At 57.5% G+C, this 23,298-nt stretch carries 18 protein-coding genes; 7 read left to right on the plus strand and 11 right to left on the minus strand.

What is annotated here, in order from left to right:
* Positions 1–105: 105 nt before the first annotated feature.
* Positions 106–2,850, minus strand: coding sequence for an aconitate hydratase AcnA (gene acnA / locus WF513_RS08450; RefSeq protein WP_339083234.1), 2,745 nt, complete (start codon positions 2,848–2,850; stop codon positions 106–108).
* Between the two features lie 269 nt (positions 2,851–3,119).
* Here acnA and rlmM point away from each other — a divergent pair, with 269 nt between their 5' ends.
* From rlmM to WF513_RS08465, 3 genes are all read left to right on the plus strand, one after another.
* Entirely contained in the window at positions 3,120–4,175 is a 1,056-nt protein-coding gene (gene rlmM, locus WF513_RS08455; protein WP_339083492.1) for a 23S rRNA (cytidine(2498)-2'-O)-methyltransferase RlmM, read from the plus strand.
* Positions 4,176–4,264: 89 nt separating this feature from the next.
* On the plus strand, positions 4,265–4,519 hold the full coding sequence (gene tusA / locus WF513_RS08460) for a sulfurtransferase TusA (protein ID WP_339083235.1): 255 nt from the start codon (positions 4,265–4,267) through the stop codon (positions 4,517–4,519).
* Positions 4,516–4,971, plus strand: a complete 456-nt coding sequence (locus WF513_RS08465) for a gamma-glutamylcyclotransferase family protein (RefSeq protein ID WP_339083237.1) — start codon at positions 4,516–4,518, stop codon at positions 4,969–4,971. The genes tusA and WF513_RS08465 overlap by 4 nt, the downstream gene beginning before the upstream one ends.
* On the opposite strand, the gene WF513_RS08470 is transcribed toward WF513_RS08465, so the two are convergent.
* Entirely contained in the window at positions 4,932–6,011 is a 1,080-nt protein-coding gene (locus tag WF513_RS08470) for a DUF3080 family protein (protein ID WP_339083239.1), read from the minus strand. The two genes, WF513_RS08465 and WF513_RS08470, sit on opposite strands and share 40 nt — an antisense overlap.
* Positions 6,011–7,390: an MATE family efflux transporter gene (locus tag WF513_RS08475; protein WP_339083241.1), complete on the minus strand. Its 1,380-nt coding sequence runs from the start codon at positions 7,388–7,390 to the stop codon at positions 6,011–6,013. Before WF513_RS08475 ends, WF513_RS08470 begins: the two co-directional genes overlap by 1 nt.
* A 163-nt stretch (positions 7,391–7,553) precedes the next feature.
* Here WF513_RS08475 and pdxB point away from each other — a divergent pair, with 163 nt between their 5' ends.
* Positions 7,554–8,702 carry a 4-phosphoerythronate dehydrogenase PdxB gene (gene pdxB, locus WF513_RS08480; RefSeq protein WP_339083243.1) on the plus strand — a complete coding sequence of 383 codons (1,149 nt, stop codon included), beginning with the start codon at positions 7,554–7,556 and terminating at the stop codon, positions 8,700–8,702.
* 33 nt (positions 8,703–8,735) lie between these two features.
* Here pdxB and WF513_RS08485 read toward each other — a convergent pair whose 3' ends face one another.
* Positions 8,736–8,903, minus strand: a complete 168-nt coding sequence (locus WF513_RS08485; RefSeq protein ID WP_339083245.1) for a PA1571 family protein — start codon at positions 8,901–8,903, stop codon at positions 8,736–8,738.
* Positions 8,904–9,092: 189 nt separating this feature from the next.
* Between WF513_RS08485 and WF513_RS08490 the strand changes: the two genes are divergently transcribed.
* Both WF513_RS08490 and WF513_RS08495 read left to right on the plus strand, forming a co-directional pair.
* Positions 9,093–10,208 carry an ATP-NAD kinase family protein gene (locus tag WF513_RS08490; RefSeq protein ID WP_339083247.1) on the plus strand — a complete coding sequence of 372 codons (1,116 nt, stop codon included), beginning with the start codon at positions 9,093–9,095 and terminating at the stop codon, positions 10,206–10,208.
* Positions 10,209–10,436: 228 nt separating this feature from the next.
* Positions 10,437–12,221, plus strand: coding sequence for an ABC transporter transmembrane domain-containing protein (locus tag WF513_RS08495; protein ID WP_339083250.1), 1,785 nt, complete (start codon positions 10,437–10,439; stop codon positions 12,219–12,221).
* A gap of 32 nt (positions 12,222–12,253) precedes the next feature.
* On the opposite strand, the gene rhtA is transcribed toward WF513_RS08495, so the two are convergent.
* The 7 genes from rhtA to WF513_RS08530 form a co-directional block, all read right to left on the minus strand.
* Positions 12,254–13,126: a threonine/homoserine exporter RhtA gene (rhtA, locus tag WF513_RS08500; RefSeq protein WP_339083252.1), complete on the minus strand. Its 873-nt coding sequence runs from the start codon at positions 13,124–13,126 to the stop codon at positions 12,254–12,256.
* A 246-nt stretch (positions 13,127–13,372) separates the two neighbouring features.
* Positions 13,373–14,140: an SDR family oxidoreductase gene (locus WF513_RS08505; protein WP_339083254.1), complete on the minus strand. Its 768-nt coding sequence runs from the start codon at positions 14,138–14,140 to the stop codon at positions 13,373–13,375.
* A 39-nt stretch (positions 14,141–14,179) separates the two neighbouring features.
* Positions 14,180–15,247, minus strand: coding sequence for a phosphotransferase family protein (locus WF513_RS08510; protein ID WP_339083256.1), 1,068 nt, complete (start codon positions 15,245–15,247; stop codon positions 14,180–14,182).
* A 350-nt stretch (positions 15,248–15,597) separates the two neighbouring features.
* The gene (locus WF513_RS08515; protein ID WP_339083258.1) at positions 15,598–16,224 is read right to left on the minus strand and encodes a LysE family translocator; all 627 of its coding nucleotides are present in this window, start codon (positions 16,222–16,224) and stop codon (positions 15,598–15,600) included.
* A 200-nt stretch (positions 16,225–16,424) separates the two neighbouring features.
* Positions 16,425–19,616, minus strand: a complete 3,192-nt coding sequence (locus tag WF513_RS08520; protein WP_339083260.1) for an efflux RND transporter permease subunit — start codon at positions 19,614–19,616, stop codon at positions 16,425–16,427.
* A 26-nt stretch (positions 19,617–19,642) separates the two neighbouring features.
* Entirely contained in the window at positions 19,643–20,884 is a 1,242-nt protein-coding gene (locus WF513_RS08525; RefSeq protein WP_339083262.1) for an efflux RND transporter periplasmic adaptor subunit, read from the minus strand.
* Positions 20,885–21,047: 163 nt separating this feature from the next.
* Positions 21,048–21,965, minus strand: a complete 918-nt coding sequence (locus tag WF513_RS08530; RefSeq protein WP_339083263.1) for a LysR family transcriptional regulator — start codon at positions 21,963–21,965, stop codon at positions 21,048–21,050.
* Positions 21,966–22,172: 207 nt separating this feature from the next.
* Between WF513_RS08530 and WF513_RS08535 the strand changes: the two genes are divergently transcribed.
* Positions 22,173–23,201: a zinc-dependent alcohol dehydrogenase family protein gene (locus tag WF513_RS08535; protein ID WP_339083265.1), complete on the plus strand. Its 1,029-nt coding sequence runs from the start codon at positions 22,173–22,175 to the stop codon at positions 23,199–23,201.
* Positions 23,202–23,298: the final 97 nt, after the last annotated feature.

A 23,298-nucleotide genomic window follows, 5' to 3' on the forward strand; every position in this document is an offset into this window, starting at 1 on the left:
TCCATGATCGGCCATCGCCGCTAAAAGTTGAATAAAAAAAGCCGCACGACTGGGTGCGGCATTCTTTTTACTCAAGCGCAGGCTTTAGAACAGCCACGCAGTGGCTTACTTGGCAGCGATCAACTGGCGCAGTACATAGTGGAGGATGCCGCCGGCCTTGAAGTATTCCACTTCATTAAGGGTGTCGATGCGGCACAGCACCTCGACTTTCTCGCAGCTGTTGTCAGCACGCAGGATCTCCAGCGTGAGCGTCATTGATGGACGCAATTCAACCCCGTCAAGACCACGGACAGTCAGCGTCTCCTTGCCATCCAGCTTCAAGCTTTTACGGCTTTGTCCAGCCTTGAACTGCAAAGGCAGTACACCCATGCCGACCAAATTGGAGCGGTGGATGCGCTCGAAGCTTTCGGCAATAACCGCCTTGATGCCGAGCAAGTTGGTGCCCTTTGCCGCCCAGTCGCGGCTTGAGCCGGTGCCGTATTCCTTACCGGCTATCACCACCAGCGGGGTGCCAGCGTCTTGATAGCGCATGGCAGCGTCGTAGATCGACACATTTTCGCCACTGGGAAGGTGCAGGGTGTAGCCGCCTTCCTGGCCGCCAAGCATCTCGTTACGGATGCGGATATTGGCGAAGGTGCCGCGCATCATCACGTGGTGATTACCGCGCCGTGAGCCGTAGGAGTTGAAGTCGACCGGTTCAACGCCTTGTTCGCGCAGGTATGCACCTGCTGGGCTGTCGGCCTTGATATTACCGGCTGGGGAAATATGGTCGGTGGTGACTGAGTCGCCCAGCAGGGCGAGGATGCGCGCGTGGTGGATATCAGTCACCGGCGGCGGCGCGTCGGCGATGGTGTCGAAGAAGGGCGGGTGCTGGATATAAGTCGAATCAGCCTGCCAGGCATAGGTAGCCGCTTGCGGCACCTCAATCGCTTGCCACTGCGCATCACCGCTGAACACCTCGGCGTATTCCTTATGGAACATGGCCGTGTCAACGTTGAGCATGGCCTCAGCGATTTCCGCTTGGCTTGGCCATATATCTTTGAGGTAAACCGCTTGACCGTTCTGGTCTTCACCCAAGGCTTCGCGAGTGATATCGATGCGCACGCTGCCGGCCAGGGCGTAAGCCACTACCAGGGGTGGTGACGCCAGCCAATTGGTTTTTACCAACGGATGCACGCGGCCTTCAAAGTTGCGATTACCCGACAATACCGAGGCAACCGTCAGATCAGAGTGCTGGATAGCCTGCTCGATTGGCTCCAGCAGTGGCCCGGAGTTACCAATGCAGGTGGTGCAGCCATAGCCCACTAGGTTGAAGCCCAGCGCGTCGAGGTAATGGGTCAGGCCCGCTGCGTTGAAGTATTCGGTGACTACTTTTGAACCGGGAGCCAATGAGCTTTTAACCCAAGGCTTACGCTGCAGGCCTTTTTCCACGGCCTTCTTCGCCAGTAAGCCGGCGGCCATCATTACGCTGGGGTTCGAGGTGTTGGTGCAAGAGGTGATAGCGGCGATAACCACTGCGCCATTTTTTAAGCGATAGGTGTGACCTTCATGCTGGTAGTCGGCCTCGCCAACCAGCGCGTTAGTGCCCACTGCCGTACCGCCGCCACCTTCGCTGAGCAAGAGGGCCTCTGCGCCCGCTTCAGGCTTAACCTGCAAGCTGATAAAGTCATCGAAGGCGTGTTTGATATTGGGCAGGGTGACGCGGTCTTGTGGGCGTTTCGGCCCAGCGAGGCAGGCTTCTACGCCGCTCATGTCAAGTTCCAGGCTGTCGCTGAACAGCGGTTCAACGCCTGGTTCACGCCACAAACCTTGGGCTTTGCAATAGGCTTCGACCAGTTTGACGGCCTGCTCTGGGCGGCCAGACAAACGCAGATACGCCAGGGTAATCGCATCGACTGGGAAAAAACCGCAGGTCGCGCCATATTCCGGGGCCATGTTGGCAATGGTGGCCCGATCGGCCAACGGCAGCTCGGCCAGACCATCGCCATAGAATTCGACAAACTTACCGACCACGCCTTTGCTGCGCAGCATTTGCGTCACGGTCAGCACCAGATCGGTGGCTGTGATGCCTTCTTTAAGTTTGCCATTGAGCTTGAAGCCAATCACCTCGGGGATCAGCATGGATACCGGCTGGCCGAGCATTGCCGCTTCCGCTTCAATGCCGCCAACGCCCCAGCCGAGGATGCCAAGGCCGTTGATCATGGTGGTGTGCGAATCGGTGCCCACCAGCGTGTCGGGGAAGGCGAAGGTTACGCCGTCTTCTTCTTTGGTCCAGACGGTGCGGCCGAGGTATTCCAAATTAACCTGGTGACAAATGCCGGTACCGGGCGGCACCACACTGAAGTTATCAAAGGCATGCTGGCCCCAACGCAGGAAGGCATAACGCTCACCGTTGCGCTGCATCTCCATGGCAACGTTCTGCTCAAATGCACCGTCGGTGGCGAACTTATCAACCATTACCGAATGGTCGATAACCAGATCAACGGGCGATAACGGGTTGATTTTCTGCGGGTCGCCGCCGGCTTTGGCCATGGCGTCGCGCATGGCCGCAAGATCAACCACGGCGGGTACGCCAGTGAAATCCTGCATCAATACGCGGGCTGGGCGGTACTGGATTTCGCGCTCAGAACTGCGGCTTTTAAGCCAGTCAGCCAAGGCTTGCAGGTCAGTACCCGTAACAGTTTTGCCGTCTTCCCAGCGCAGTAGGTTTTCCAGCAAGACTTTCAGCGACATCGGCAACTGGTCGATATTACCCAGCGTTTTAGCTGCATCTGGCAGGCTGAAGTAGTGGTAGCGCTGGCCGTCAACGTCCAGCGTGCGACGGCTGTTCAAGCTGTCTAAAGAAGGCATTGTGCATCTCCTGTGGCTTGCCACGGTGCAAGCCGGGTTAATTGCCGCAGAGCTTCACATTAGCCCCGTCGGGTCATGCTTGCTATCTAAAAGGCGCTGGACGGGTCAGTGCGTGCGGGGTCTCCGCCACGTGGGGTTGGGCTTTTTACCGCGTATTCGTAATGCCCCGCCAAAGCGCCGCAGTTCTAACTGGACAGGTCACCGGGCTAAGGGTTCCCCACTCAGCTATGATGCGCGCCCTAAGGAGAACCCCAATGCATACCCCTGCGATCGACACGCTACTGCTGCACTGCCGCCCTGGTTTCGAAAATGAGGTGTGCGCGGAAGTCGCCGAGCATGCGGCGCGCCTTGACGTAGCCGGCTATGCCAAGGCTAAACCGAGCACGGCTTGCTCTGAATTTATCTGTACCGAGGCAGGCGGTGCTGAGCGCTTGATGCGCGGCACACGCTTTAGTCAGCTGATTTTCCCCCGGCAATGGGCGCGCGGTGTGTTTATTAACCTGCCGGAACTGGACCGTATCAGCGTGCTGCTCAACCATCTGGCTGATTCCCCAGTGTTTGGCAGCCTGTGGCTCGAGGTATTGGATACCAACGACGGTAAGGAGCTGTCGAATTTCTGTAAGAAGTTTGAAGCGCCGTTGCGCAATGCCCTGACTAAGGCTGGCAAGTTGGTCGAGGATGACAACAAGCCGCGCTTGCTGCTGACCTTTAAGAGCGGCCGTGAAGTGTTCGTTGGCATGGCTGAGGCGAGTAATTCAGCGATCTGGCCCATGGGCATTCCACGGCTGAAATTCCCCCGCGAGGCGCCGAGCCGCTCCACTCTTAAACTCGAAGAAGCTTGGCACACCTTTATCCCTCGCGAGCAGTGGGATGAGCGCCTGTCCGGCGAGATGACCGGCGTTGATTTGGGCGCGGCACCGGGCGGCTGGACCTATCAGCTGGTCAAGCGCGGCATGTTGGTCACCGCCATCGATAACGGGCCCATGGCTGAAAGCTTGATGGACAGTGGGCTGGTGCAGCATTTAATGGTGGATGGCTTCACCTGGAAGCCCAAGCAACCCGTGGACTGGATGGTCTGCGACATCGTCGAAAAGCCAGCGCGCAGCGCTGCTCTGCTGGAAACCTGGATCGGCGAGGGCCATTGCCGTGAAGCGGTGGTCAACCTCAAGCTACCGATGAAGCAGCGCTATGCCGAGGTGCGGCGGCTGTTGCAGCGCCTGGAAGATGGCTTTGCTGAGCGTAAAATCAAGGTGTCGATTGCCTGCAAGCAGCTCTATCACGACCGCGAAGAAGTCACTTGTCACCTACGCCGGTTAAGCAAGTAGAAGCTTCACAAGGTCGCCTGATTAGCCAACAAAGGTGACCTTTTCCCCAGCTTTGCGCGAGAATAACGGCCTGCAATTGGAGCCCAGTGATGTCTTTGCAAACGACCGTAATACCCGATGACACCCTCGATGCCAGCGGCCTGTTCTGCCCGGAACCGGTGATGATGTTGCACAACAAAGTGCGCGCACTGCCGGCTGGCGGCTTGCTTAAGGTGATTGCCACTGACCCCTCGACCCGCCGCGACATTCCTAAATTCTGCGTATTTTTGGGTCATGAACTGGTTGAGCAGGCTGAAGACGGCGCGACCTATTTGTATTTAATCCGCAAGAAGTTTGATCAATGAATTGGTACTTCGCTTACGGCTCAAATATGAATCCGGCGCGGATGCAGGCGCGCGGGTTGGCCGTGCTTGAAGCACTACCTGGCCGTCTGCCGGGCTATGGCCTGTGTTTCAACAAGCGCGCGATGGACCGGGCTCCGGGCCGGGCTTACGCCAATATCCAGCATGCGCGTGAGGGTTTAGTGGAGGGCGTGTTGTATCGCTTGGAGAGCGCGCGTGAAATGACCAAGCTGGATCACTTCGAAGGCACCCCGATCTACTACAGCCGCGAGTGCTTGCCGGTTAGGACGGCGCATGGTGTGCAAGCGGCTTGGGTGTATATCGCCAACCCGGCTTTTCGTGAAGAAGGTTTGCTGCCGAGTCAGGACTATCTGGCGCATCTGCTGGCGGGCCGTGGGCTGCTCTCTGAGGCTTACTATTCGGCGTTAGCCGCGCTGCCGTTCCATCCCGACTGACCGGGAGCCAAGCCGCAGCTGTTGAGCATGTCTTGCCAACTGCGCACATGACGAACAGTCGCTTTTTGGAAGTCTGCCCATAACGAGTCTTGGTCTGCACTCAGGCTTTGCAGGTACTGATGAGTTGCCGCCGGCACCTGCGACACGTTGCTGAGTGAGCGCAAGCTGTCACTCCAGCTTTGCCCGCGCTGGTCCACTTGCGCTAAATAAGGTTGCAGGCTGCCGGCGTAATACTTAACGAAGATGTTCTGCAAAATGCGCCCACGCTCTGTGGCCTTACCCGTGGGGCAGACGGGCCTTTGCTGCTGGCGGTTTTGCAACATGCGGCTGCCTTGGTTGAGGCTATGGGTAAGGCTGACCAGGCTGTGGATCAACTGGCCGCCTTTATCGCTGGCATGCAAGGCAAAAAACAACGGATCAAGCTGCTCAGCGCTCGGCGGTAAGGTCGCTGGCAGGGCGTGGCCAATACGCGCCAGTTGCGCCAGCGCATCCAAGGCCGCGCTGTCTTTATCGGCATTCAGTGCCAGCGCGTGCTCATCAAACCTTAAGTAACGCTCAACCTCGGGGCTGGCATTGAGGGCATTCCAGAATACGGCCGGCAACTGCGCGCGTTTGTCTTGTGCCAGTTGCGCCAAGGTGCCGAGCAGCGCCTGCTCTTCATCGCCGCGCACATAGTCAATACAGGCATCAATGGCGCGCAGCAAGTCGCCTTCATACGCTAAGCGGCTGCTGGGCGACAGTTGTTTGCCTAGGCTGTTATTGCGCAGGCTAATTTGCTGTTGCAGTTTGGGGCAGCGACGCACCTCGACCAGCAACTCAATCAGGCTAATGCGCACCTCTGGGATGTTTATCACACGCTCACGGCGCGCCGGCAGGCGATAGCGGATGATCTCGGCCGAGTCTACGTGCTGCGCTGGGTCGACATCTAGGGCGTTGCTAAGGCGCTTCAGATAATCGTCCTGCAGCGCCATGCCGTCATCGGCAGGCGTACAGGCGCACAGCAACAGTGCGCAGATTAAAAGCAGCAGGTGAGTTTTCATTAGGCCATCTTAACGGCTCGGATGCGTTTACGCGCGCTGCGCGCCAAACGTATGCCCAGCATTATGGCCGCACAGGTCAAACCGACTACCAACCCTTGCCAAAGCCCGCTTGGGCCACTGGCAGGCCCTAACCAATCGCTAAGCCCTAGTGCGTAACCCACGGGTAAGCCGATACCCCAATAGGCAAACAAGGTCAGAATCATGGTTACGCGCGTGTCCTGATACCCGCGCAGCGCACCGGCGGCGGTGACCTGAATGGCATCAGAAAACTGGAACAGGGCGGTGTACACCAGCAAGGTGGTGGCCACTGCGATCACTGCTTTGTCGGGCGTATAAGTGTGCGCAATTTGCTCACGCAAAATCAGCATCAGGCTCGCTGACAGGCAGGCATAACCTAACGCCGCAGCCATGCTTACACCGGCAGCAAAGCGTGCTTCCCGTGGCTCGCCACGACCCAATGCCTGGCCCACCCGCACGGTGGCTGCCATGCCCAGGGAGTAGGGGATCATAAACACCATGGAGCTGAAGTTAAGGGCAATTTGATGGCCAGCCACCACAGTGGCTCCCAAACCGCCTATCAGCAGAGCGATCACCGCGAAGATGCTCGCCTCAGCAAACACCGCAATGCCAATCGGCAGGCCAACTGAGAGCAAACGCTTGATCACTGTCCATTGCGGCCACTCAAAATGACTAAAAATGGCGCTCTGTTTATAAAAAGGTGCCCACTTCACCCACCACAGCATGCTTAAGAACATAAACACCATCACCAAGCCTGTGGCCCAGCCGCAGCCCACGCCGCCCATGGCCGGCACACCGAGCTTGCCGTAAATAAAGATGTAATTGAGCGGGATATTCAGGGCTAAGCCCAACAAGCCAATGACCATGCTGGGGCGGGTATGACCCAGGCCATCACTGAAGCAGCGCAGCACGTGATACAGCGCCACAGCCGGGAAGCCACAGGCCACTGCGCGCAGGTAACCCATGGCAGGTTCGATCAATACCGGATCGACATTCATCACCACGAGGACGATTTCGGCATTCCATAAAATCACCGCAGCGGCGATACCCACGGCCAATGCGAGCCATAGTGCTTGGCGCACCAGCGGACCGATTTCTGCGTGCGCGCCAGAACCGAAACGTTGCGCGACCTTCGGCGTGGTGGCCAGGAGGATGCCGGTCATCAAGAGAAACACCGGAATCCAAATCGAGTTACCCAGCGCCACGGCCGCTAAATCCTGCGGGCTGACTCGGCCCGCCATCACCGTGTCGACGAAGCCCATCGCAGTGTTGGCCAACTGGGCAATGATAATGGGGGTTGCCAGCTTCAGCAGGCTGCACAGTTCATTGCGGCTGCGTTGCAGGCGGGCTTGGGCAAGCATGACGATCATCCGGCAGTATTCAGGAAACCGCGCAGTCTACGCCTTGACGGCGTGGTCAGGAATCCTAAGGCGACATGTTTAACCAATCATTCGCGGGCAACGTCTCATCCTCGCCAACCGTGCGTGTCGGGTTAGAATGCCGGCCTGATCACGGGAGCCTGCCATGCGCATTGTCGCCGACGAAAATATCCCCCTGCTTGATGAGTTTTTCGCCGGGTTTGCTGAAATAAGATGCCTGCCTGGCCGGGGCATCGATGCCACTGCAGTCGCCGATGCCGACCTGCTGTTGGTGCGCTCAGTGACGAACGTTGACCGCACCCTGCTGCAAGGTTCAGCGGTGAAGTTTGTTGGCACGTGCACCATCGGCACTGACCATCTAGACCTTGATTATTTTCAGCAAGCAGGCATCAGCTGGGCCAGCGCACCGGGCTGTAACGCCCGTGGCGTGGTTGATTATGTACTGGGCAGTTTGTTGGTGTTGGCTGAGCAGCAGGGCGTCGATTTAGCATCGCGCACCTACGGCGTAATCGGTGCGGGCCAGGTTGGCAGTCGGTTGGTCAAGGTTATGCGCGGTTTAGGCTGGCGCGTATTGGTGTGCGACCCACCACGCCAGTCGTTAGAAGGGGGTGATTTTGTCAGCCTACAGCAGGTGCTGGATGAGTGCGATGTGCTCAGCGTGCACACGCCCCTGCAAAAGCTGGGTGAGCATCCGACCTATCACGTGTTTGACGCGCAGCGCTTAGCCGCATTGAAACCCGGCAGTTGGTTGATCAACGCCAGCCGCGGCGCGGTGGTGGATAACCGCGCATTACGGGACTTGTTAAGCCAACGCAGTGATCTGCACGTGGTGCTGGATGTCTGGGAAGGCGAGCCGCAAGTGGATGTTGCCTTGGCGGCGCTGTGCCGTATCGCCACGCCGCACATTGCCGGTTACAGCCTGGATGGCAAGCTGCGGGGTACGGCGCAGGTGTACCAAGCGTTGTGTCAGCACTTGAAGGTGGCAGGCTCTATTGAGCTGTCGCAGCTGATGCCAACTGCTTGGTTGAATAGCCTGACAATTGACGCCGGCGCCGATCCCGCTTGGGCCTTGGCGAGCATTTGCCGCGCGGTGTATGACCCGCGCCGCGATGACGCAGATTTTCGGCGCAGCCTGCAGGGCGACGATATCAGCCGACGCACAGCCTTCGACACGCTGCGCAAACACTACCCCATGCGTCGCGAAATCGACGGGCTTGAGGTCTGCTTAAACGGTCACAATGAGGTTTTAGCGGGGCTGGTACAGGCGCTAGGCGCGAAGTTAAAGCAGGTGTAGCAAAGGGCAGCGAGCGCTGCCCGAGCATTACCGTCACTTCGTTGTGGATGAGGCCGCTTGCTGTTGGGCTTGCTCTAGGGCATTACAGGCGTGCTGGATCATGTCTTCAGTGATCGGGACTTCTCGACCTTGGGCATCGATGACAAAGCCACCGATCGGTGCTGGCGTGGTTTTTTGTGGGTTGTTTTGCGAGCTGTGCATGGCTTATCTCCTCATCGTTAAGCGCGATTTTATGAGCATCAGATGACGGCGCTGTGACTGCGACGGCAAAAAACCGGCGCAAGACACAGGTCAACGTGCCCGTTTCAGACACGATTTAGGCACCATGCAGGCATTGCGCCATACAAACCCTGCGCCTAGGTGTTTGCAGGCTGTGGACAAGAGGACGTTATGGCGGTTTTTCATATCGGTTTGATTATTAATCCCGTGGCGGGACTGGGCGGCCCTGCAGGCTTTAAAGGCAGTGACGGCATGGCCGCGCAAGCCTTGGCCTTAGGTGTTGAGGCTAAAGCAGCACGGCGCACGCAGACAGCGCTTGAGGTGCTGTTAGGGCTACGCGAGCGTTTGCACTTTGTCACATTCCCCGGCGCCATGGGCGCTGACTTACTCACTGAGATGGGCTTTGCCCACCGCGTGGTCGGGGCATTAAGCGCGGGCGAATGTTGCGCGGCCGACACCCGAAAAGCAGTGGAGTTGCTACAAGACGCTGGCGTGGCCTTGATTTTATTTGCCGGCGGCGATGGTACGGCGCGGGATGTCTGCGCCGCCGTGCGTGACGGTCAACCGGTATTGGGCATTCCGGCTGGGGTAAAAATCCAATCTGGGGTGTATGCCATCAGCCCGCGTGCAGCGGGTGAACTGACCGCACGCTTGCTCGAAGGTGGCTTGGTGCGCTTGAGCAGCGGTGAGGTGCGCGATATTGATGAACAAGCCCTGCGCGAAGGCCGGGTGACTGCGCGCTGGTATGGCGAACTGACCGTGCCGCAGGAAGGCGGCTATGTTCAGCAGGTCAAGCAGGGCGGTGTCGAGTCTGAAGAGCTGGTGTTGGGCGATCTGGCGGATTGGTTGCAGGAAAGCTGGGACGCCGATGTGCGCTACGTTTTCGGCCCTGGCTCGACCTTGCATGGCTTGGCGCAAAACCTTGGGCTGCAGACCACGCTGCTTGGCGTTGATGTGATCGAGAACGGTCACCTGTTGGCCGGTGATGTCACCGAGGCGCAGCTATTCGAGTTAGTTGACGGCCATGCGTCGCGCTTGCTGGTGACTGCTATCGGCGGTCAGGGTCACATCATTGGTCGCGGTAACCAACAGATCAGCCCACGGGTGTTACGTGCTATCGGCCTTGAGCACCTGCGGGTAGTCGCTACTAAACGCAAACTTGCCACCTTAGAAGGTAGGCCGCTGCTGGTAGACAGCGGCGACGTGACGCTGGACGATGCCTTCCCCGATGCAGTGCGCGTGTGGGCCGGTTATAAAGAAGAGCTGCTGTACCCGCTGGGCAAGTAGCGGCGCCGCCGGCGAACAGTCAGCTTTGCGGCGATGCGACCGGCGTGCCTGAAACCGGCTGTCGCGTGCAAGCTTTAGGCGGTTTTCTGCAGGGTGGACTGGCCCTGCTGCTTGATCACCTGCCAACCCGTCCCCATCTGTTGCTGTAGGCGTTCAATCCATCGCCGTTTGGTGTGGTGCGCAGCAGTTTTCTTACCTAAGCGGCGTTTGCGCCCATAGCGAGTGTGTATGCCTTCAGTCTTATCATCCCGCCAACGCAGCGCTTTACGCATGGCGTGGCGTTTTATTGCGCCGTATCGCTGGCGCGTGCTTGGCGCCTTACTGGCGCTAATGTTTACCGCCGCCATCACCTTGTCGATGGGCCAGGGCATCAAGTTACTGGTTGATCAGGGGTTGTCGACACAATCGCCAGCGGCGCTGCAGCAATCAATCGGCTTTTTTTTCGTATTGGTGCTGGCCTTGGCGATCGGCACGTTCACCCGGTTCTATTTGGTGTCGTGGATTGGCGAACGGTTTGTCGCGGACATTCGCAAACGCGTGTTTAACCACTTAATCGAATTGCACCCAGGCTTTTATGAGAGCAACCGCAGCTCAGAGATTCAGTCACGCTTAACCGCAGACACCACACTGTTGCAATCGGTGATCGGCTCATCGCTGTCGATGGCGCTGCGTAACCTGATCATGCTAATAGGTGGCAGCGTGCTGCTGGTGGTCACCAACGCCAAGCTCAGTGGCATTGTATTGATGGCGCTGCCACTGGTGGTCGCACCGATCCTGATTTTTGGCCGACGGGTGCGGGCGTTGTCGCGGCAAAGCCAGGACCGCGTCGCCGATGTCGGCAGTTATGTCGGCGAGGTGCTCGGGCAAATTAAAACGGTGCAAGCCTATAACCACCAAAATGAAGACAAACGCCGCTTTGGTTTGTCCGCTGAGGCCGCTTTTGACACGGCACGTAAACGCATAGCCCAGCGCGCGTGGCTGATTACCGTGGTGATTGTGCTGGTGTTGGGTGCGGTGGGAGTGATGCTCTGGGTGGGCGGTATGGATGTGATCGCCGGGCGGATTTCTGGCGGAGAGCTGGCCGCATTTGTCTTTTACAGCCTGATCGTTGGTTCAGCCTTTGGCACCTTGAGTGAGGTGATTGGCGAGTTGCAACGGGCGGCTGGCGCTGCTGAGCGCATCGCCGAATTGCTGCAGGCGCGCAATGAAATTACTCCGCCTGCCATTGACCGGCTGCAATTAACCCAGCCGGTGCAGGGCCATATCGAGTTACAAGGCCTACGGTTTGCTTACCCTTCACGCCCCGGCAGTTTTGCCATAGACGGTATCGATCTGCAGGTGGCGCCGGGGGAAACGTTGGCGCTGGTCGGCCCTTCAGGGGCCGGTAAGTCGACATTGTTTGATTTGCTGCTGCGCTTTTTCGACCCGCAAGAGGGACGCATTCTGATTGATGGTCAAGCCATCCAGCGGCTTGATCCAGTTGATTTGCGCAGCAGTTTTGCCCTGGTGTCACAGAACCCGGCGCTGTTTTTTGGCTCTGTGGAAGACAATATCCGCTACGGCCGCACAGACGCGACGCTGGCTGACGTGCAGGCCGCGGCCGAGGCGGCGCATGCCCACGACTTCATTATGAAAATGCCCGATGGGTATCAAACGCACTTAGGCGACGCTGGCTTAGGCTTGTCTGGCGGGCAGCGTCAACGCTTAGCCATTGCCCGAGCCTTGCTGGTGGATGCACCGATTCTGCTGCTTGATGAAGCCACCAGTGCGTTGGATGCTGAGAGCGAACACCTGATCCAGCAAGCACTGCCACGCCTCATGCAGGGGCGCACAACACTGGTGATTGCGCACCGCTTAGCCACAGTTAAAAGTGCCGACCGCATTGCGGTGATTGAAAACGGCAAGCTGGCAGCTATCGGCACCCACAGCGAATTAGTGCTGAGCAATCCCTTGTATGCGCGCTTGGCCGAGCTGCAGTTCAGCAGTGAAGCTGACGGTCCGCTTGAGCCTTAAGCCTTGAAACCAGAGTCACCCAGCCCGCGCGGTTAAAGCAGTTTGGCTTTGGGTTTAAAGGTGGCGGCAGTACCTGCTGAGGCAAGGATGATGGCGCTAATCGCCAGCCATTGGCTCAATGTCAGGCGCTCGCTGAGAAACAATAAACCTGAGAGCGCAGCGATGGCCGGCTCCATGCTCATCAGAATGCTGAATGTACGGGCCGGTAAGCGGGTGAGGGCGATCATCTCCAAGCTATAAGGCAGGGCTGATGAAAGCACCGCCACGCAGAGCGCGATCGGCAATAAATCCAGTGAAAACATGCCGCTGCCGGCCTGCCATACACCTATTGGGAACACCAACAACGCCGCCACGACAGTGCCCAGCGCCACGGTATGCCGGCCATGTTCGGCCCCAGCCTTTTGCCCAAACACGATATACAGCGCCCAGCACAGCCCGGCAGCCAGTGCCAGCGCCATGCCTACTGGGTCCAGCGGTACATCGCTCTGGCCGGTGGGCAGCAGCAGCCAAATACCGAATACGGCCAAGGCAATCCAGACGAAATCCAGCAGCCGGCGTGACGATAACAGCGCCAAACTCAGCGGGCCGGTGAATTCCAGCGCAACAGCGATGCCCAGCGGAATGGTCTTCAGAGAAAGGTAAAACAATAAATTCATGCCGCCCAGCGACAATCCATACGCCAGCAAAGAACGGCAGGACGTTAGCGTCAGTTTGGCCTGCCAGGGCCGCATCAGCATGCACAGAATCAGCGCGCCGAGGCTTAAGCGCAACGCTGTGGTGCCGCTTGCGCCAATTTCCGGAAACAGGCCTTTGGCCAGGGAAGCCCCGCTTTGGATCGAGGTCATGGCGATCAACAACAGCAAAATTGGCAGTATCACTAAGGAAAATTGGCTTGAGCGCGGCATGCAAAACCTTTATCGACAGCATAAATGGTGGGGATTGGCCTGTGGGCGAAGCGCCCACATCAATAGGGCGACGACGTTCGCCCGATAAGAGGCACTCACAAGCTGACCATTTGCTCAAATAAGCGGGTGCCGAGCGCACCATAAAAAAATCCGCGGCCCGAATAGGCCGCGGATTTTATGGGGCAGGTGCATCGTCCAGGTTCTAAACCTTAACGCAGGCCTGAAAACCTTCAGGTGCCTTTCTACTCAGGAGAGGAAACCGCCGTCAACGTTCAGCGCTACGCCAGTGGTATAGCTGGAGGCATCGCTGGCCAGGTACAACACGGTGCCCGCCATTTCACTTGGGTCGGCTACGCGCTTAAGCGGAATCCGCTGCAAGGCGATTTTGAGGATGGCATCATTCTTAACCAGCGCTGAGGCAAACTTGGTGTCGGTCAAGCCAGGCAACAGGGCGTTGCAACGGATACCAAACTGCGCGCACTCCTTAGCAAACACCTTGGTCATGCTGATCACAGCCGCCTTAGTGACCGAGTAGATGCCTTGGAATTCACCCGGCGATACGCCGTTGATCGAGGCAACGTTAATGATGCTGCCACCACCATTGGCCTTCATCAGCTTGCCGCCTTCGATAGACATAAAGTAGTAACCGCGAATGTTCACATCAACGGTCTTCTGGAACGCCGACAGGTCAGTGTCCAGTACGTTGCAGAACTGCGGATTAGTGGCGGCGTTGTTGACCAAAATATCCAGGCGGCCGAACTGCTCTTTGATCTGCGCGAAGACGTTAGTGATCTGCTCCATTTCACCAATGTGGCAGGCTACCGCTGTGGCTTTACCACCGTCGGCAATGATCGCATCGGCAACTTTCTGGCAATCATCAATTTTGCGGCTGGAGACGATGACATGTGCACCTTGCTGCGCCAGCAACTTAGCAATGGCCTCGCCGATACCGCGGCTGGCACCGGAAACAAAGGCAATTTTGCCGTCTAGGTCGAACAGATGAGTCTTGGACATGGTGTTTTCCTTATCGCGTTAAGAGGCCTGTCCGGCCGTTTACAGCTGTGATTTATTGATAACGTTGAGGCTCATCTGCTCCAACAATTTGTTCATATGGATGAACTGAGCGAAGCGCTTGTCTTTTGTTTGGCCATGGAAATAGCGGTAGTAGATCTGCTGCACAATACCGGCCAGACGGAACAAACCGTAGGTGTAGTAAAAATCAATGCTTTTGATCTCGATGCCAGAGCTCTCGGCGTAGTAATCGGCAAACTGCTGGCGGGTGAGCATGCCGGGCGCATTACTCGGTTGGCGGCGCATCATTTGAACCGGTGCAGGGTCTGCCGCCTCAATCCAGTAGGCCAACGTATTACCCAAATCCATCAGTGGATCGCCAATGGTGGTCAGCTCCCAATCCAGCACACCGATGATTTCGCTTGGGTTGTGCGGGTTGAGAATCACGTTATCGAAGCGGTAGTCGTTGTGCACGATGGCAGGCTTGTGGTGATCAGCCGGCATCTTATCTTTGAGCCAGGCTTTGACCGGCTCCCACAATGGTGCGTCCGGGGTTAGAGCCTTTCCGTAGCGATCACTCCAACCGCTGATCTGGCGCTGTACATAACCTTCCGGTTTGCCTAAATCACCCAAGCCACAGGCTTGGTAGTCGACGTTATGCAGCTCGACCATTTTGTCGATAAAGCTTTTGCACAGTGCGCGGGTCTGCGCTTCGCTGAAATTCAGCTCAGCAGGCATGTCCGAGCGCAGGATGATGCCGTTGACCCGCTCCATGACATAAAACTCACCGCCGATCAGCGACTCGTCTGTGCAATGCACATAAGCTTTGGGGCAGTAGGGGAAGCCGGCGTTGAGCTGGTTGAGAATGCGGTACTCGCGGCCCATGTCATGGGCGGACTTGGCTTTGTGGCCAAAGGGCGGGCGACGCAGAACAAATTCTTGATCCGGGTATTCGAGCAGGTAGGTCAGGTTCGAGGCGCCGCCGGGGAACTGGCTGATGCGTGGCTCGCCTGTGAGGCCGGGGATATGCGCCTTGAGGTACTGGTCGATGACCGCAGCGTCGAGTTCTTCGCCGTCACGGATACGGGTGGACTGGTCAGTAAGCGCCATGTTTATCCCTTCTACTTATGATGGGTGCCTAAGATAATTAGCTAATCTAATGCGCCAATGCACCACTCACAACCAGTATGGGATGTTATAGGCCAGCGTGTTGCTGCCTAATCAAGCTGCCTGATTGATCATCACGCGTAAGCGAGGCGATTAGCCACTCGGACTGGGAAGCGCGTGCTGGCTACTTTTCAGCTGGATGTTGGTTCTGCACGGGTAACGCTGAGCGTGGCGCTGCGAGCCTGACCGCTGGCAGCGACTCGGCCTCAATAAAAAAAGGCGAGGGCTGTGATGCCATCGCCTATTTATTGACGGTGATTCAGGCGTGTGCCGCCAAACCCGACAGCTGCGCCCTAACGACTGAGCAATGAAGCAGCACCGGCCCCGCCGAACAAGGCCGCACTGATGCGGTTAAACCACACCTGACCTTTGCCCGAACGCAAGTGGCGTGCTGCACCTTGAGCGCTGAGGCCGTAGAACAACTTGCAGGCCAGATCCAGCACCGCCCACGTGACGATCATCACCAGCAACTGATTAAGCATGGGCTGCGCTGCGCTGATGAACTGCGGCAAGAAGGCGGCGAAAAACAGAATATCTTTAGGGTTGCTGGCGCCTAAGCCAAAGGCCTCCCAGAACATGCCACGGGCACTTGGGTTGGCGGGTGGCTCATCGGCAACCATCGGTTTGGCGGCCAGGCGTGAGGCTTGCCAGCTCTGCCAGGCGAGGTAGAACAGGTAAAGCGCACCCACAATTTTCAGCGCACTAAATAATTCCTGCGAAGCCAACAGCAGGGCACCTAGGCCAAGCGCCGAAGCGCTCAGCAAGCAAATTGAGGCTGACACGCCGCCGATAAAGGCAGGCGCTGAGCGGCGCAGGCCATAGTTCAAACTGTTACTGACCATCAGCAGTGACAATGGCCCCGGAATCAAAATCACCACCAATGCAGCGCTTGCGAACAACAGCCAAGTGTCTAGGTTCATGTACAACGCTCCTAATAGCCGCACTCGGCGCAGGTACCGGTGACTGAGGCACGATCAAGCAATGGTCGCAAAACGTGCGAACCATCACTCGTAAATCTGCAGTGTTTTATCGCACTCACAACTCTGGCATAAAAAAACCCCACGGCAAGGAGCAACAGCCGTGGGGCGAAAAAAGATTGCGCGGTTTTACCTGTGCAGTTTCAAGGCAAGCCCAAGCGTTGCCCCTGCTGCAAGCGGGCGGTTTTTTTGGCTTCTCGTTTTTCTACAAAGCCGCGGATGAGCACATAGAAAAGTGGCGTCAGCAGCAGACCAAAAAAGGTCACCCCGAGCATGCCGCTGAACACTGCCACACCCATGGCATGGCGCATTTCGGCACCGGCGCCGCTAGACAACACCAACGGCACAACCCCCATGATGAAAGCGAAGCTGGTCATCAGGATGGGCCGCAGGCGTAGGCGGCAAGACTCCAGCACCGCGCTAACGCGATCCATGCCTTCTTCCTGTTTTTCCTTGGCGAACTCCACAATCAGGATGGCGTTTTTACAAGCCAGACCTACCAGTACGATTAAGCCGATCTGGGTAAAGATGTTGTTGTCGCCGCCGGTCAGGATCACCCCGGTAATGGCCGACAGCAGCGTCATCGGCACGATTAAAATCACCGCCAGCGGTAGGCTCCAGCTTTCGTATTGGGCGGCCAACACTAAAAAGGCCAGCAGTACACACAGCGGGAAGACGAAGATCGCACTGTTACCTGCCAAAATCTGCTGGTAGGTGAGGTCGGTCCACTCAAAGCTCATGCCGTTTGGCAGTTCTTCCTTGAGCAATTTGGCGATAGCGGCCTCAGCCTGACCGGAGCTGTAACCGGGCGCGGCGGCGCCGTTGATTTCGGCCGTGAGGAAGCCGTTGTAGTGCATCACCCGGTCCGGGCCAGCACTCGGGCTAACCTTAAGGAAGGCCGACAGCGGCACCATTTCCCCTCGTTTGTTGCGCACCTTGAGTTGGCCGATCTGCTCCGGCTCCAGGCGGAACTGTTGCTCGGCCTGCACGTTGACCTGATAAGTACGGCCAAAACGGTTGAAGTCGTTGGCGTACAGCGAACCGAGGTAGATCTGCATGGTGTCGAAAATGTCGCTGATGGCCACGCCATGGATCTTGGCTTTGTCGCGGTCAATCGCGGCATCAATCTGCGGCACATTGACTTGGTAGCTGGTGAACACCGACATCGGGTTTAGCTCTGGTAGTTGTCGGGCCTTAGCGATGACGTTTTGGGTTTGCACATACAACTCGTCATACCCCAAATTACCGCGGTCCTGCACCTGTAAACGGAAGCCACCGATGGTGCCTAAACCCTGCACCGGGGGTGGCGGGAAGATGGCGATATAAGCGTCTTGAATCTCGCTGAACTGCGCGTTTAATTCTGCCGCGATCGCAGTGGCACTCATCGACGGATCGCTTCGTTCATCGAAGGGTTTAAGCGGGGTAAAGACGATGCCGCTATTGGGGCTGTTGGTGAAGCCGTTGATCGACAAACCTGGGAAGGCCACAGTGTTAGCGACGCCTTGGTGTTTGCCGGCGATTTCCGACATCTGCTTGATCACCGCTTCGGTGCGATCCAAGGTGGCAGCGTCCGGTAGTTGCGCGAAGGCCACCAGGTATTGCTTGTCTTGCGTGGGGACAAAACCGCTCGGGGTGCTGGCAAAGCCTAGATAGGTCAGGCCGATTAACCCGGCATACAGAAACAGAGCGATACCGCTGCCACGCAGTACGCGTTTTACCGTGACGACATAGCCAAGGCTGGCGCGCTCGAACACCCGGTTGAATGGCGTGAACAACCAGCCGCCAAACAGCTTATCGAGCACCTTGGAGAAGCGGTCTTTCGGCGCGTCATGGCTTTTCAGCAGAATGGCTGCGAGGGCAGGGGACAGGGTCAACGAGTTGATGGCTGAGATCACCGTGGAGATGGCAATGGTCAGGGCAAACTGCTGGTAAAACTGTCCGGTGAGCCCGGAGATAAAGGCCGTTGGGATAAACACCGCGCACAGCACCAGGGCCGTGGCAACGATCGGCCCAGTCACTTCCTTCATCGCCTGCTTGGTGGCGTCAACCGGAGTTTTACCCAGACCGATATTACGTTCGACGTTCTCCACCACCACGATGGCGTCATCCACCACAATACCGATGGCCAGCACTAAGCCGAACAAAGAGAGCGCGTTAAGTGAGAAGCCAAACATATGCATCACGGCAAAGGTGCCGATCAACGACACCGGCACTGCGACCAGTGGAATGATCGAGGCACGCCACGTTTGCAGAAACACAATCACCACCAGCACCACTAGGATGACGGCTTCAAGCAGGGTGTGCACCACAGCCTCGATGGAGCCCCGCACGAAGATGGTCGGGTCGTAGACGATTTCATAATCAACGCCCTGCGGGAAGCTCTGCTTCAGTTCCGCCATGCGCTCACGCACTGCATCGGAAATCTCGATGGCGTTAGAACCCGGACGCTGAAACACCGGAATAGCCACCGCCGGCTTGTTGTTCAGCAGCGAGCGCAGGGCATATTGGCTGGAGCCCAGCTCAATGCGGGCGATGTCTTTTAGACGGGTGATTTCGCCATTGTCACCCGCACGGATGATGATGTTCTCGAACTCTTCCTCAGACACTAAACGGCCTTGGGTGTTGATCGACAACTGGAAGCTATTGCCGGCATCGGACGGCGGCGCACCGAGCGAGCCGGCCGCGACTTGGCGGTTCTGCTCGCGAATAGCGTTAACCACATCGCTGGCGGTGAGGTTGCGTGAGGCGACTTTATTGGGGTCCAGCCACACGCGCAGCGAGTAGTTACCCAGACCAAACAGCTGCACATCCCCCACACCATCTAAGCGCGCCAGTTCATCTTTGACGTTGAGCGCAGCGTAGTTGGACAGGTAGAGCATGTCGTAGCGGTCGTCCGGTGAGGTCAGGTGCACCACCATGGTCAAGTCGGGCGAGGCTTTATCGACAGTCACACCGAGGCGCTGCACTTCGCTCGGCAGGGTTGGCATGGTGCGGGTGACGCGGTTTTGCACCTGTACCTGGGCTTTGTCCAAGTCGGTGCCGAGGGCGAAGGTCAGCGTCAGGGTCATCTTGCCGTCTGCGGTGCCTTGCGACGACATATAGAGCATGCCTTCTACACCCGTTATCGCTTGCTCCAGTGGTGAGGCTACGGTCTCACCGATGACTTTAGGGTTAGCACCGGGGAATGCGGCACGCACCACCACAGTGGGCGGCACCACTTCTGGGTATTCGCTGATCGGTAACTGAAACAGCGAGATCGCGCCACCGATCAGGATCAGTAATGACAGCACCGCGGCAAAGATCGGCCGCTGAATAAAGAATTGCGAGAAATTCATCGTCGTTTTACCTAATTAATCGCGCATTAACCGCGAGGCGCCGTGCTGCTTGGGCTGTTTTTATCGGCGACCTTTGGACGGCTATGTTGCGCAATGATCTGGCGCTGTTGGGTCAATTCAGCCAAGGTCTGCTCATCGGCCATGGCCACGCGTTGCGGGTCAACCATTACGCCGGGGAAGGCGCGTTGGAGGCCGTTAACCACGATCTGCTCACCCTTGACCAAACCGCTGCGCACGATGCGCAAGCCTTGCAGCTTGGGCCCCAGCTCAACAGCGCGGTATTGCACGGCGTTATCCTGATCGAGGACCAGCACGAATTTTTTGCCCAGATCAGTTCCCACCGCTTCGTCCTTGATCAGCACGGCCGTGTATTGGCCGCTGCCCACCAGCTTGAGGCGTGCATAAAGGCCAGGGGTGAAGCGCCCATCGCGGTTATCGAACACGGCGCGGCCACGGATAGTGCCGGTCTGCGGATTGACCTGATTGTCGAGAAAATCTAACTGACCCAAGTGCGGGTGGCCTTCTTCATTGGAAAGGCCCAAGTACACGGGGCTGGCATCGCGGGTTTGGCTGCCAGCTTGGCGCGCCAGCTCGACGTATTTAAGAAATACGCGCTCATCAGCGTCGAAATAGGCATGGACCTTATCGGTGCTCACCAAGGTGGTGAGGTGGCTTTGCCCGGCATTGACCAGGTTACCTTCGGTGATTTCTGCCCGGCTAACGCGCCCGGTAATGGGCGCGGTAACACGGGTAAAACTGAGGTTGAGGCGCGCATTGTCAAGTTGCGCTTGGATGCCGGCCACCGCTGCTTTGGCTTCTGCGGCGGCACTGGCACGGGCATCGGCTAACTCGGCGGAGATGGCGTTACTCTTGCGTAAGCGCTCGCCGCGGCGGGCTTCACTCTGGGTGCGCGAATAACTGGCGCTCGCTTGTTGACGCTGGGCCTCAAGGCGCATTACCTCGGCTTGGAAGGGCCGTGAGTCAATCTGAAACAGCAGGTCACCCTTATTCACCAAGCTGCCTTCATTAAAGGCAACGCGTTCAATCAAGCCGGAGACCCGTGGGCGGATATTGACTGACTCTGGCGCTTGCAAACGACCGGTAAACTCATCCCACTCGGTTATCGGTTGCTCGATCACTTCGGCCACGCTGACTTTTGCAGGCGGCATTTGTTGTGCGCTGTTTTGTGCATTACCGCAGGCGCTTAATAGCAGAACCACCGCAAGAGCCAGAGGAAAATGCCAAAGGTTTAGTGTCGACTGTGCCATGTGTGCTTCCGCGCCTGGGTGTTGTGAGGCGGCGGAGTCTGCGGCGAGCGCTCTATTGCGGCGAATCGAACGATTCGAAGATGTGTATCAATCAGAATGATTATTTACAGGTACGTATCAACGAACACGTATGTGATCACTGCCTGACCCAGCGCTAACGAGCCTATTCCAGGCTGTCCGGGTCACCGCAGAACATCTGAATACGCGAACGCAGCCAGCGTTCGGCCGGATCATTGTCCTGCGCGCCGCGCCAGGCCATATGCAGCTCGAAAGTCTGCGCCGTAATGGGCAATTCCTCAGTGCGCACCCCTCCGGCGGAGCTCAGCGCAGCAGCGGTGTAATCCGGGACGGTGGCGAGAATATCCGTACCCGAAAGCAGGGTGCCAAGACCACTGAACTGGGGCAGGGCGAGCACAACCCGCCGTTTACGGCCGAGTTTCTCCAGCTCTACATCGATAAATCCATTGAGATCGCCGGCAAACGATACCAACGCATGCGGCCGTGAACAAAAGTCATCCAGACTCAGTAAGCCTGGAGCAGAGTCCGCGCGCAGCAACTTCGGTTTGCTCCGGCGCAGGACCTTGCGCTTGGCATTGGCTGGCAACTCTTCGGTGTAGGCCACCCCTACGGAAATTTCGCCGGAGGCCAGCAGCGCTGGCATCAGCAGGTAATTAGTCCGGCGAATCACCAGCACCACACCCGGCGCTTCGGCGCGCAAGCGCTTGATCAACGGTGGCAGTAGACCGAATTCGACGTCATCTGATAGACCAATGCGAAACACCGCATTACTGGTGGCAGGGTGAAATTCCGCAGCGCGGCTGACGGCTGTAGAGATCGAATCCAGCGCCGGTGAGAGCAGGGTGGCGATCTCCATCGCCCGCGCAGTAGGCTCCATACTGCGACCAGTGCGAACGAATAACGGGTCATCAAACAAACTCCGCAAACGGGCGAGGGCCGCGCTGATGGCTGGCTGACCCAGAAACAGCTTTTCCGCCGCACGCGTTACGCTGCGCTCATGCATCAGCGTTTCAAAGACGATCAGCAAGTTGAGATCGACGCGGCGAAGATCGTTACGGTTCATCCAGTGTCCATTCTCGAGTGGCGGCGGTGTGGCAGGCCAGTCAGGCTAATGCTGAATGCTGCTAACAGGCAATATGCACACGTAAATGAGCGGCTGACGATTGATCATCACCGACACGCATGGTGAATATCAGCCTTGAGCGGTGGAATTGCCGGCAGAGCCCAGATAAAGTCCGTGGCCTGAATGGGTCAACCGAAGAGGTTTGCGATGTCCCGCATAGTGCGTTTCCATGAGTTTGGTGAGGCCGACGTCCTCAAGATCGAAGAGCGAAATATCCCTGCGCCTGCAGCGGGTGAAGTGCTGGTCGGTGTTGAAGCCGTGGGCGTCAGCTGGCACGACGTACTCTGGCGGCAGAACTTAGCACCCACGTTGGCACAGTTGCCCGCCAGCCTTGGCCATGAAGTGGCCGGTGTGGTGTTAGCCGTCGGTGACGGAATTGAAGATTTAGCCGTGGGCGATCGGGTTGCCAGCTTCCCGGGGCACAGCGCGAACCATTACCCAAGCTATGCTGAGCACGTGGTTTTGCCGCGCAGCTCGCTGGCTCGATACCCAGAAAGTCTGAGCGCACAACAGGCTGCCGTGCACTATTTACCCTCGATGGTCGGCTGGCTCGGGTTTGTTGAGCTGGCACGCTTGCAGCCGGGCGAAACGGTGCTGGTAACGGCGGCCAGTCGCTGCTGGGGGCCGTATATTGTGCAGATGGGCAAAGCGCTAGGTGCCACAGTAATCGCCGCGACGGCCTATGCCGACGACAGCGCCTTTCTCAAGCAGTTGGGCGCTGATCACATCATCCTCACTGAAGAACAGGACTTAGTGAGCCGCGTCAGCAAACTGACCGATGGCCGTGGCGTCAATGTGGTGATGGACGCCTTAGGCGGTCCGCAAATGTGCCTGTTAGGCGATGCTATCGCGCCGCGTGGCCGGCTTATCCTGTTTGACCTGCAAGGCGGCAATGAAACGCCATTTCCAGCCTGTGCGGCGTTCCAAAAGAACATTCAGTTTTTCGTGCACTGCATCGGCAACTTCACGGGCAAGGAAGAGCTGAATATTCCTCAAGACCAAGCCGCCGTGGCCAAGGCTGTGCAAGGTATTAATCAACTAACTGCTGATGGTTTGCTCAAGCCATTAATCGATAAGGTGTTCAATTTCGACGACGTAGTCGAAGCGCATCGCTATATGCAAACGTGCCCAAGCAGAGGTCGTGTGCTGTTGAACGTACGCACTCGATCAACATAAGCCATTCATACGTAGTCAAAACAAGAGCAAAGCTTTTGGAACTTAAGCTCAGGCGGCGTGACTGTTTGAACTCAAGGCTTCGTATAATGGTAACGTT

Origin of the sequence: Pseudomonas sp. TMP9, from assembly GCF_037943105.1 — a bacterium.
Classification (GTDB): Bacteria; Pseudomonadota; Gammaproteobacteria; order Pseudomonadales; family Pseudomonadaceae; genus Aquipseudomonas.

Excerpts from the sequence above, each read along its gene's own strand:
- acnA (WP_339083234.1), bottom strand. The coding sequence starts at position 2,850 with ATGCCTTCTTTAGACAGCTTGAACAGCCGTCGCACGCTGGACGTTGAC.
- tusA (WP_339083235.1), top strand. The coding sequence starts at position 4,265 with ATGTCTTTGCAAACGACCGTAATACCCGATGACACCCTCGATGCCAGC.
- WF513_RS08465 (WP_339083237.1), top strand. The coding sequence starts at position 4,516 with ATGAATTGGTACTTCGCTTACGGCTCAAATATGAATCCGGCGCGGATG.
- WF513_RS08470 (WP_339083239.1), bottom strand. The coding sequence starts at position 6,011 with ATGAAAACTCACCTGCTGCTTTTAATCTGCGCACTGTTGCTGTGCGCC.
- WF513_RS08475 (WP_339083241.1), bottom strand. The coding sequence starts at position 7,390 with ATGCTTGCCCAAGCCCGCCTGCAACGCAGCCGCAATGAACTGTGCAGC.
- pdxB (WP_339083243.1), top strand. The coding sequence starts at position 7,554 with ATGCGCATTGTCGCCGACGAAAATATCCCCCTGCTTGATGAGTTTTTC.
- WF513_RS08485 (WP_339083245.1), bottom strand. The coding sequence starts at position 8,903 with ATGCACAGCTCGCAAAACAACCCACAAAAAACCACGCCAGCACCGATC.
- WF513_RS08490 (WP_339083247.1), top strand. The coding sequence starts at position 9,093 with ATGGCGGTTTTTCATATCGGTTTGATTATTAATCCCGTGGCGGGACTG.
- WF513_RS08495 (WP_339083250.1), top strand. The coding sequence starts at position 10,437 with ATGCCTTCAGTCTTATCATCCCGCCAACGCAGCGCTTTACGCATGGCG.
- rhtA (WP_339083252.1), bottom strand. The coding sequence starts at position 13,126 with ATGCCGCGCTCAAGCCAATTTTCCTTAGTGATACTGCCAATTTTGCTG.
- WF513_RS08505 (WP_339083254.1), bottom strand. The coding sequence starts at position 14,140 with ATGTCCAAGACTCATCTGTTCGACCTAGACGGCAAAATTGCCTTTGTT.
- WF513_RS08510 (WP_339083256.1), bottom strand. The coding sequence starts at position 15,247 with ATGGCGCTTACTGACCAGTCCACCCGTATCCGTGACGGCGAAGAACTC.
- WF513_RS08515 (WP_339083258.1), bottom strand. The coding sequence starts at position 16,224 with ATGAACCTAGACACTTGGCTGTTGTTCGCAAGCGCTGCATTGGTGGTG.
- WF513_RS08520 (WP_339083260.1), bottom strand. The coding sequence starts at position 19,616 with ATGAATTTCTCGCAATTCTTTATTCAGCGGCCGATCTTTGCCGCGGTG.
- WF513_RS08525 (WP_339083262.1), bottom strand. The coding sequence starts at position 20,884 with ATGGCACAGTCGACACTAAACCTTTGGCATTTTCCTCTGGCTCTTGCG.
- WF513_RS08530 (WP_339083263.1), bottom strand. The coding sequence starts at position 21,965 with ATGAACCGTAACGATCTTCGCCGCGTCGATCTCAACTTGCTGATCGTC.
- WF513_RS08535 (WP_339083265.1), top strand. The coding sequence starts at position 22,173 with ATGTCCCGCATAGTGCGTTTCCATGAGTTTGGTGAGGCCGACGTCCTC.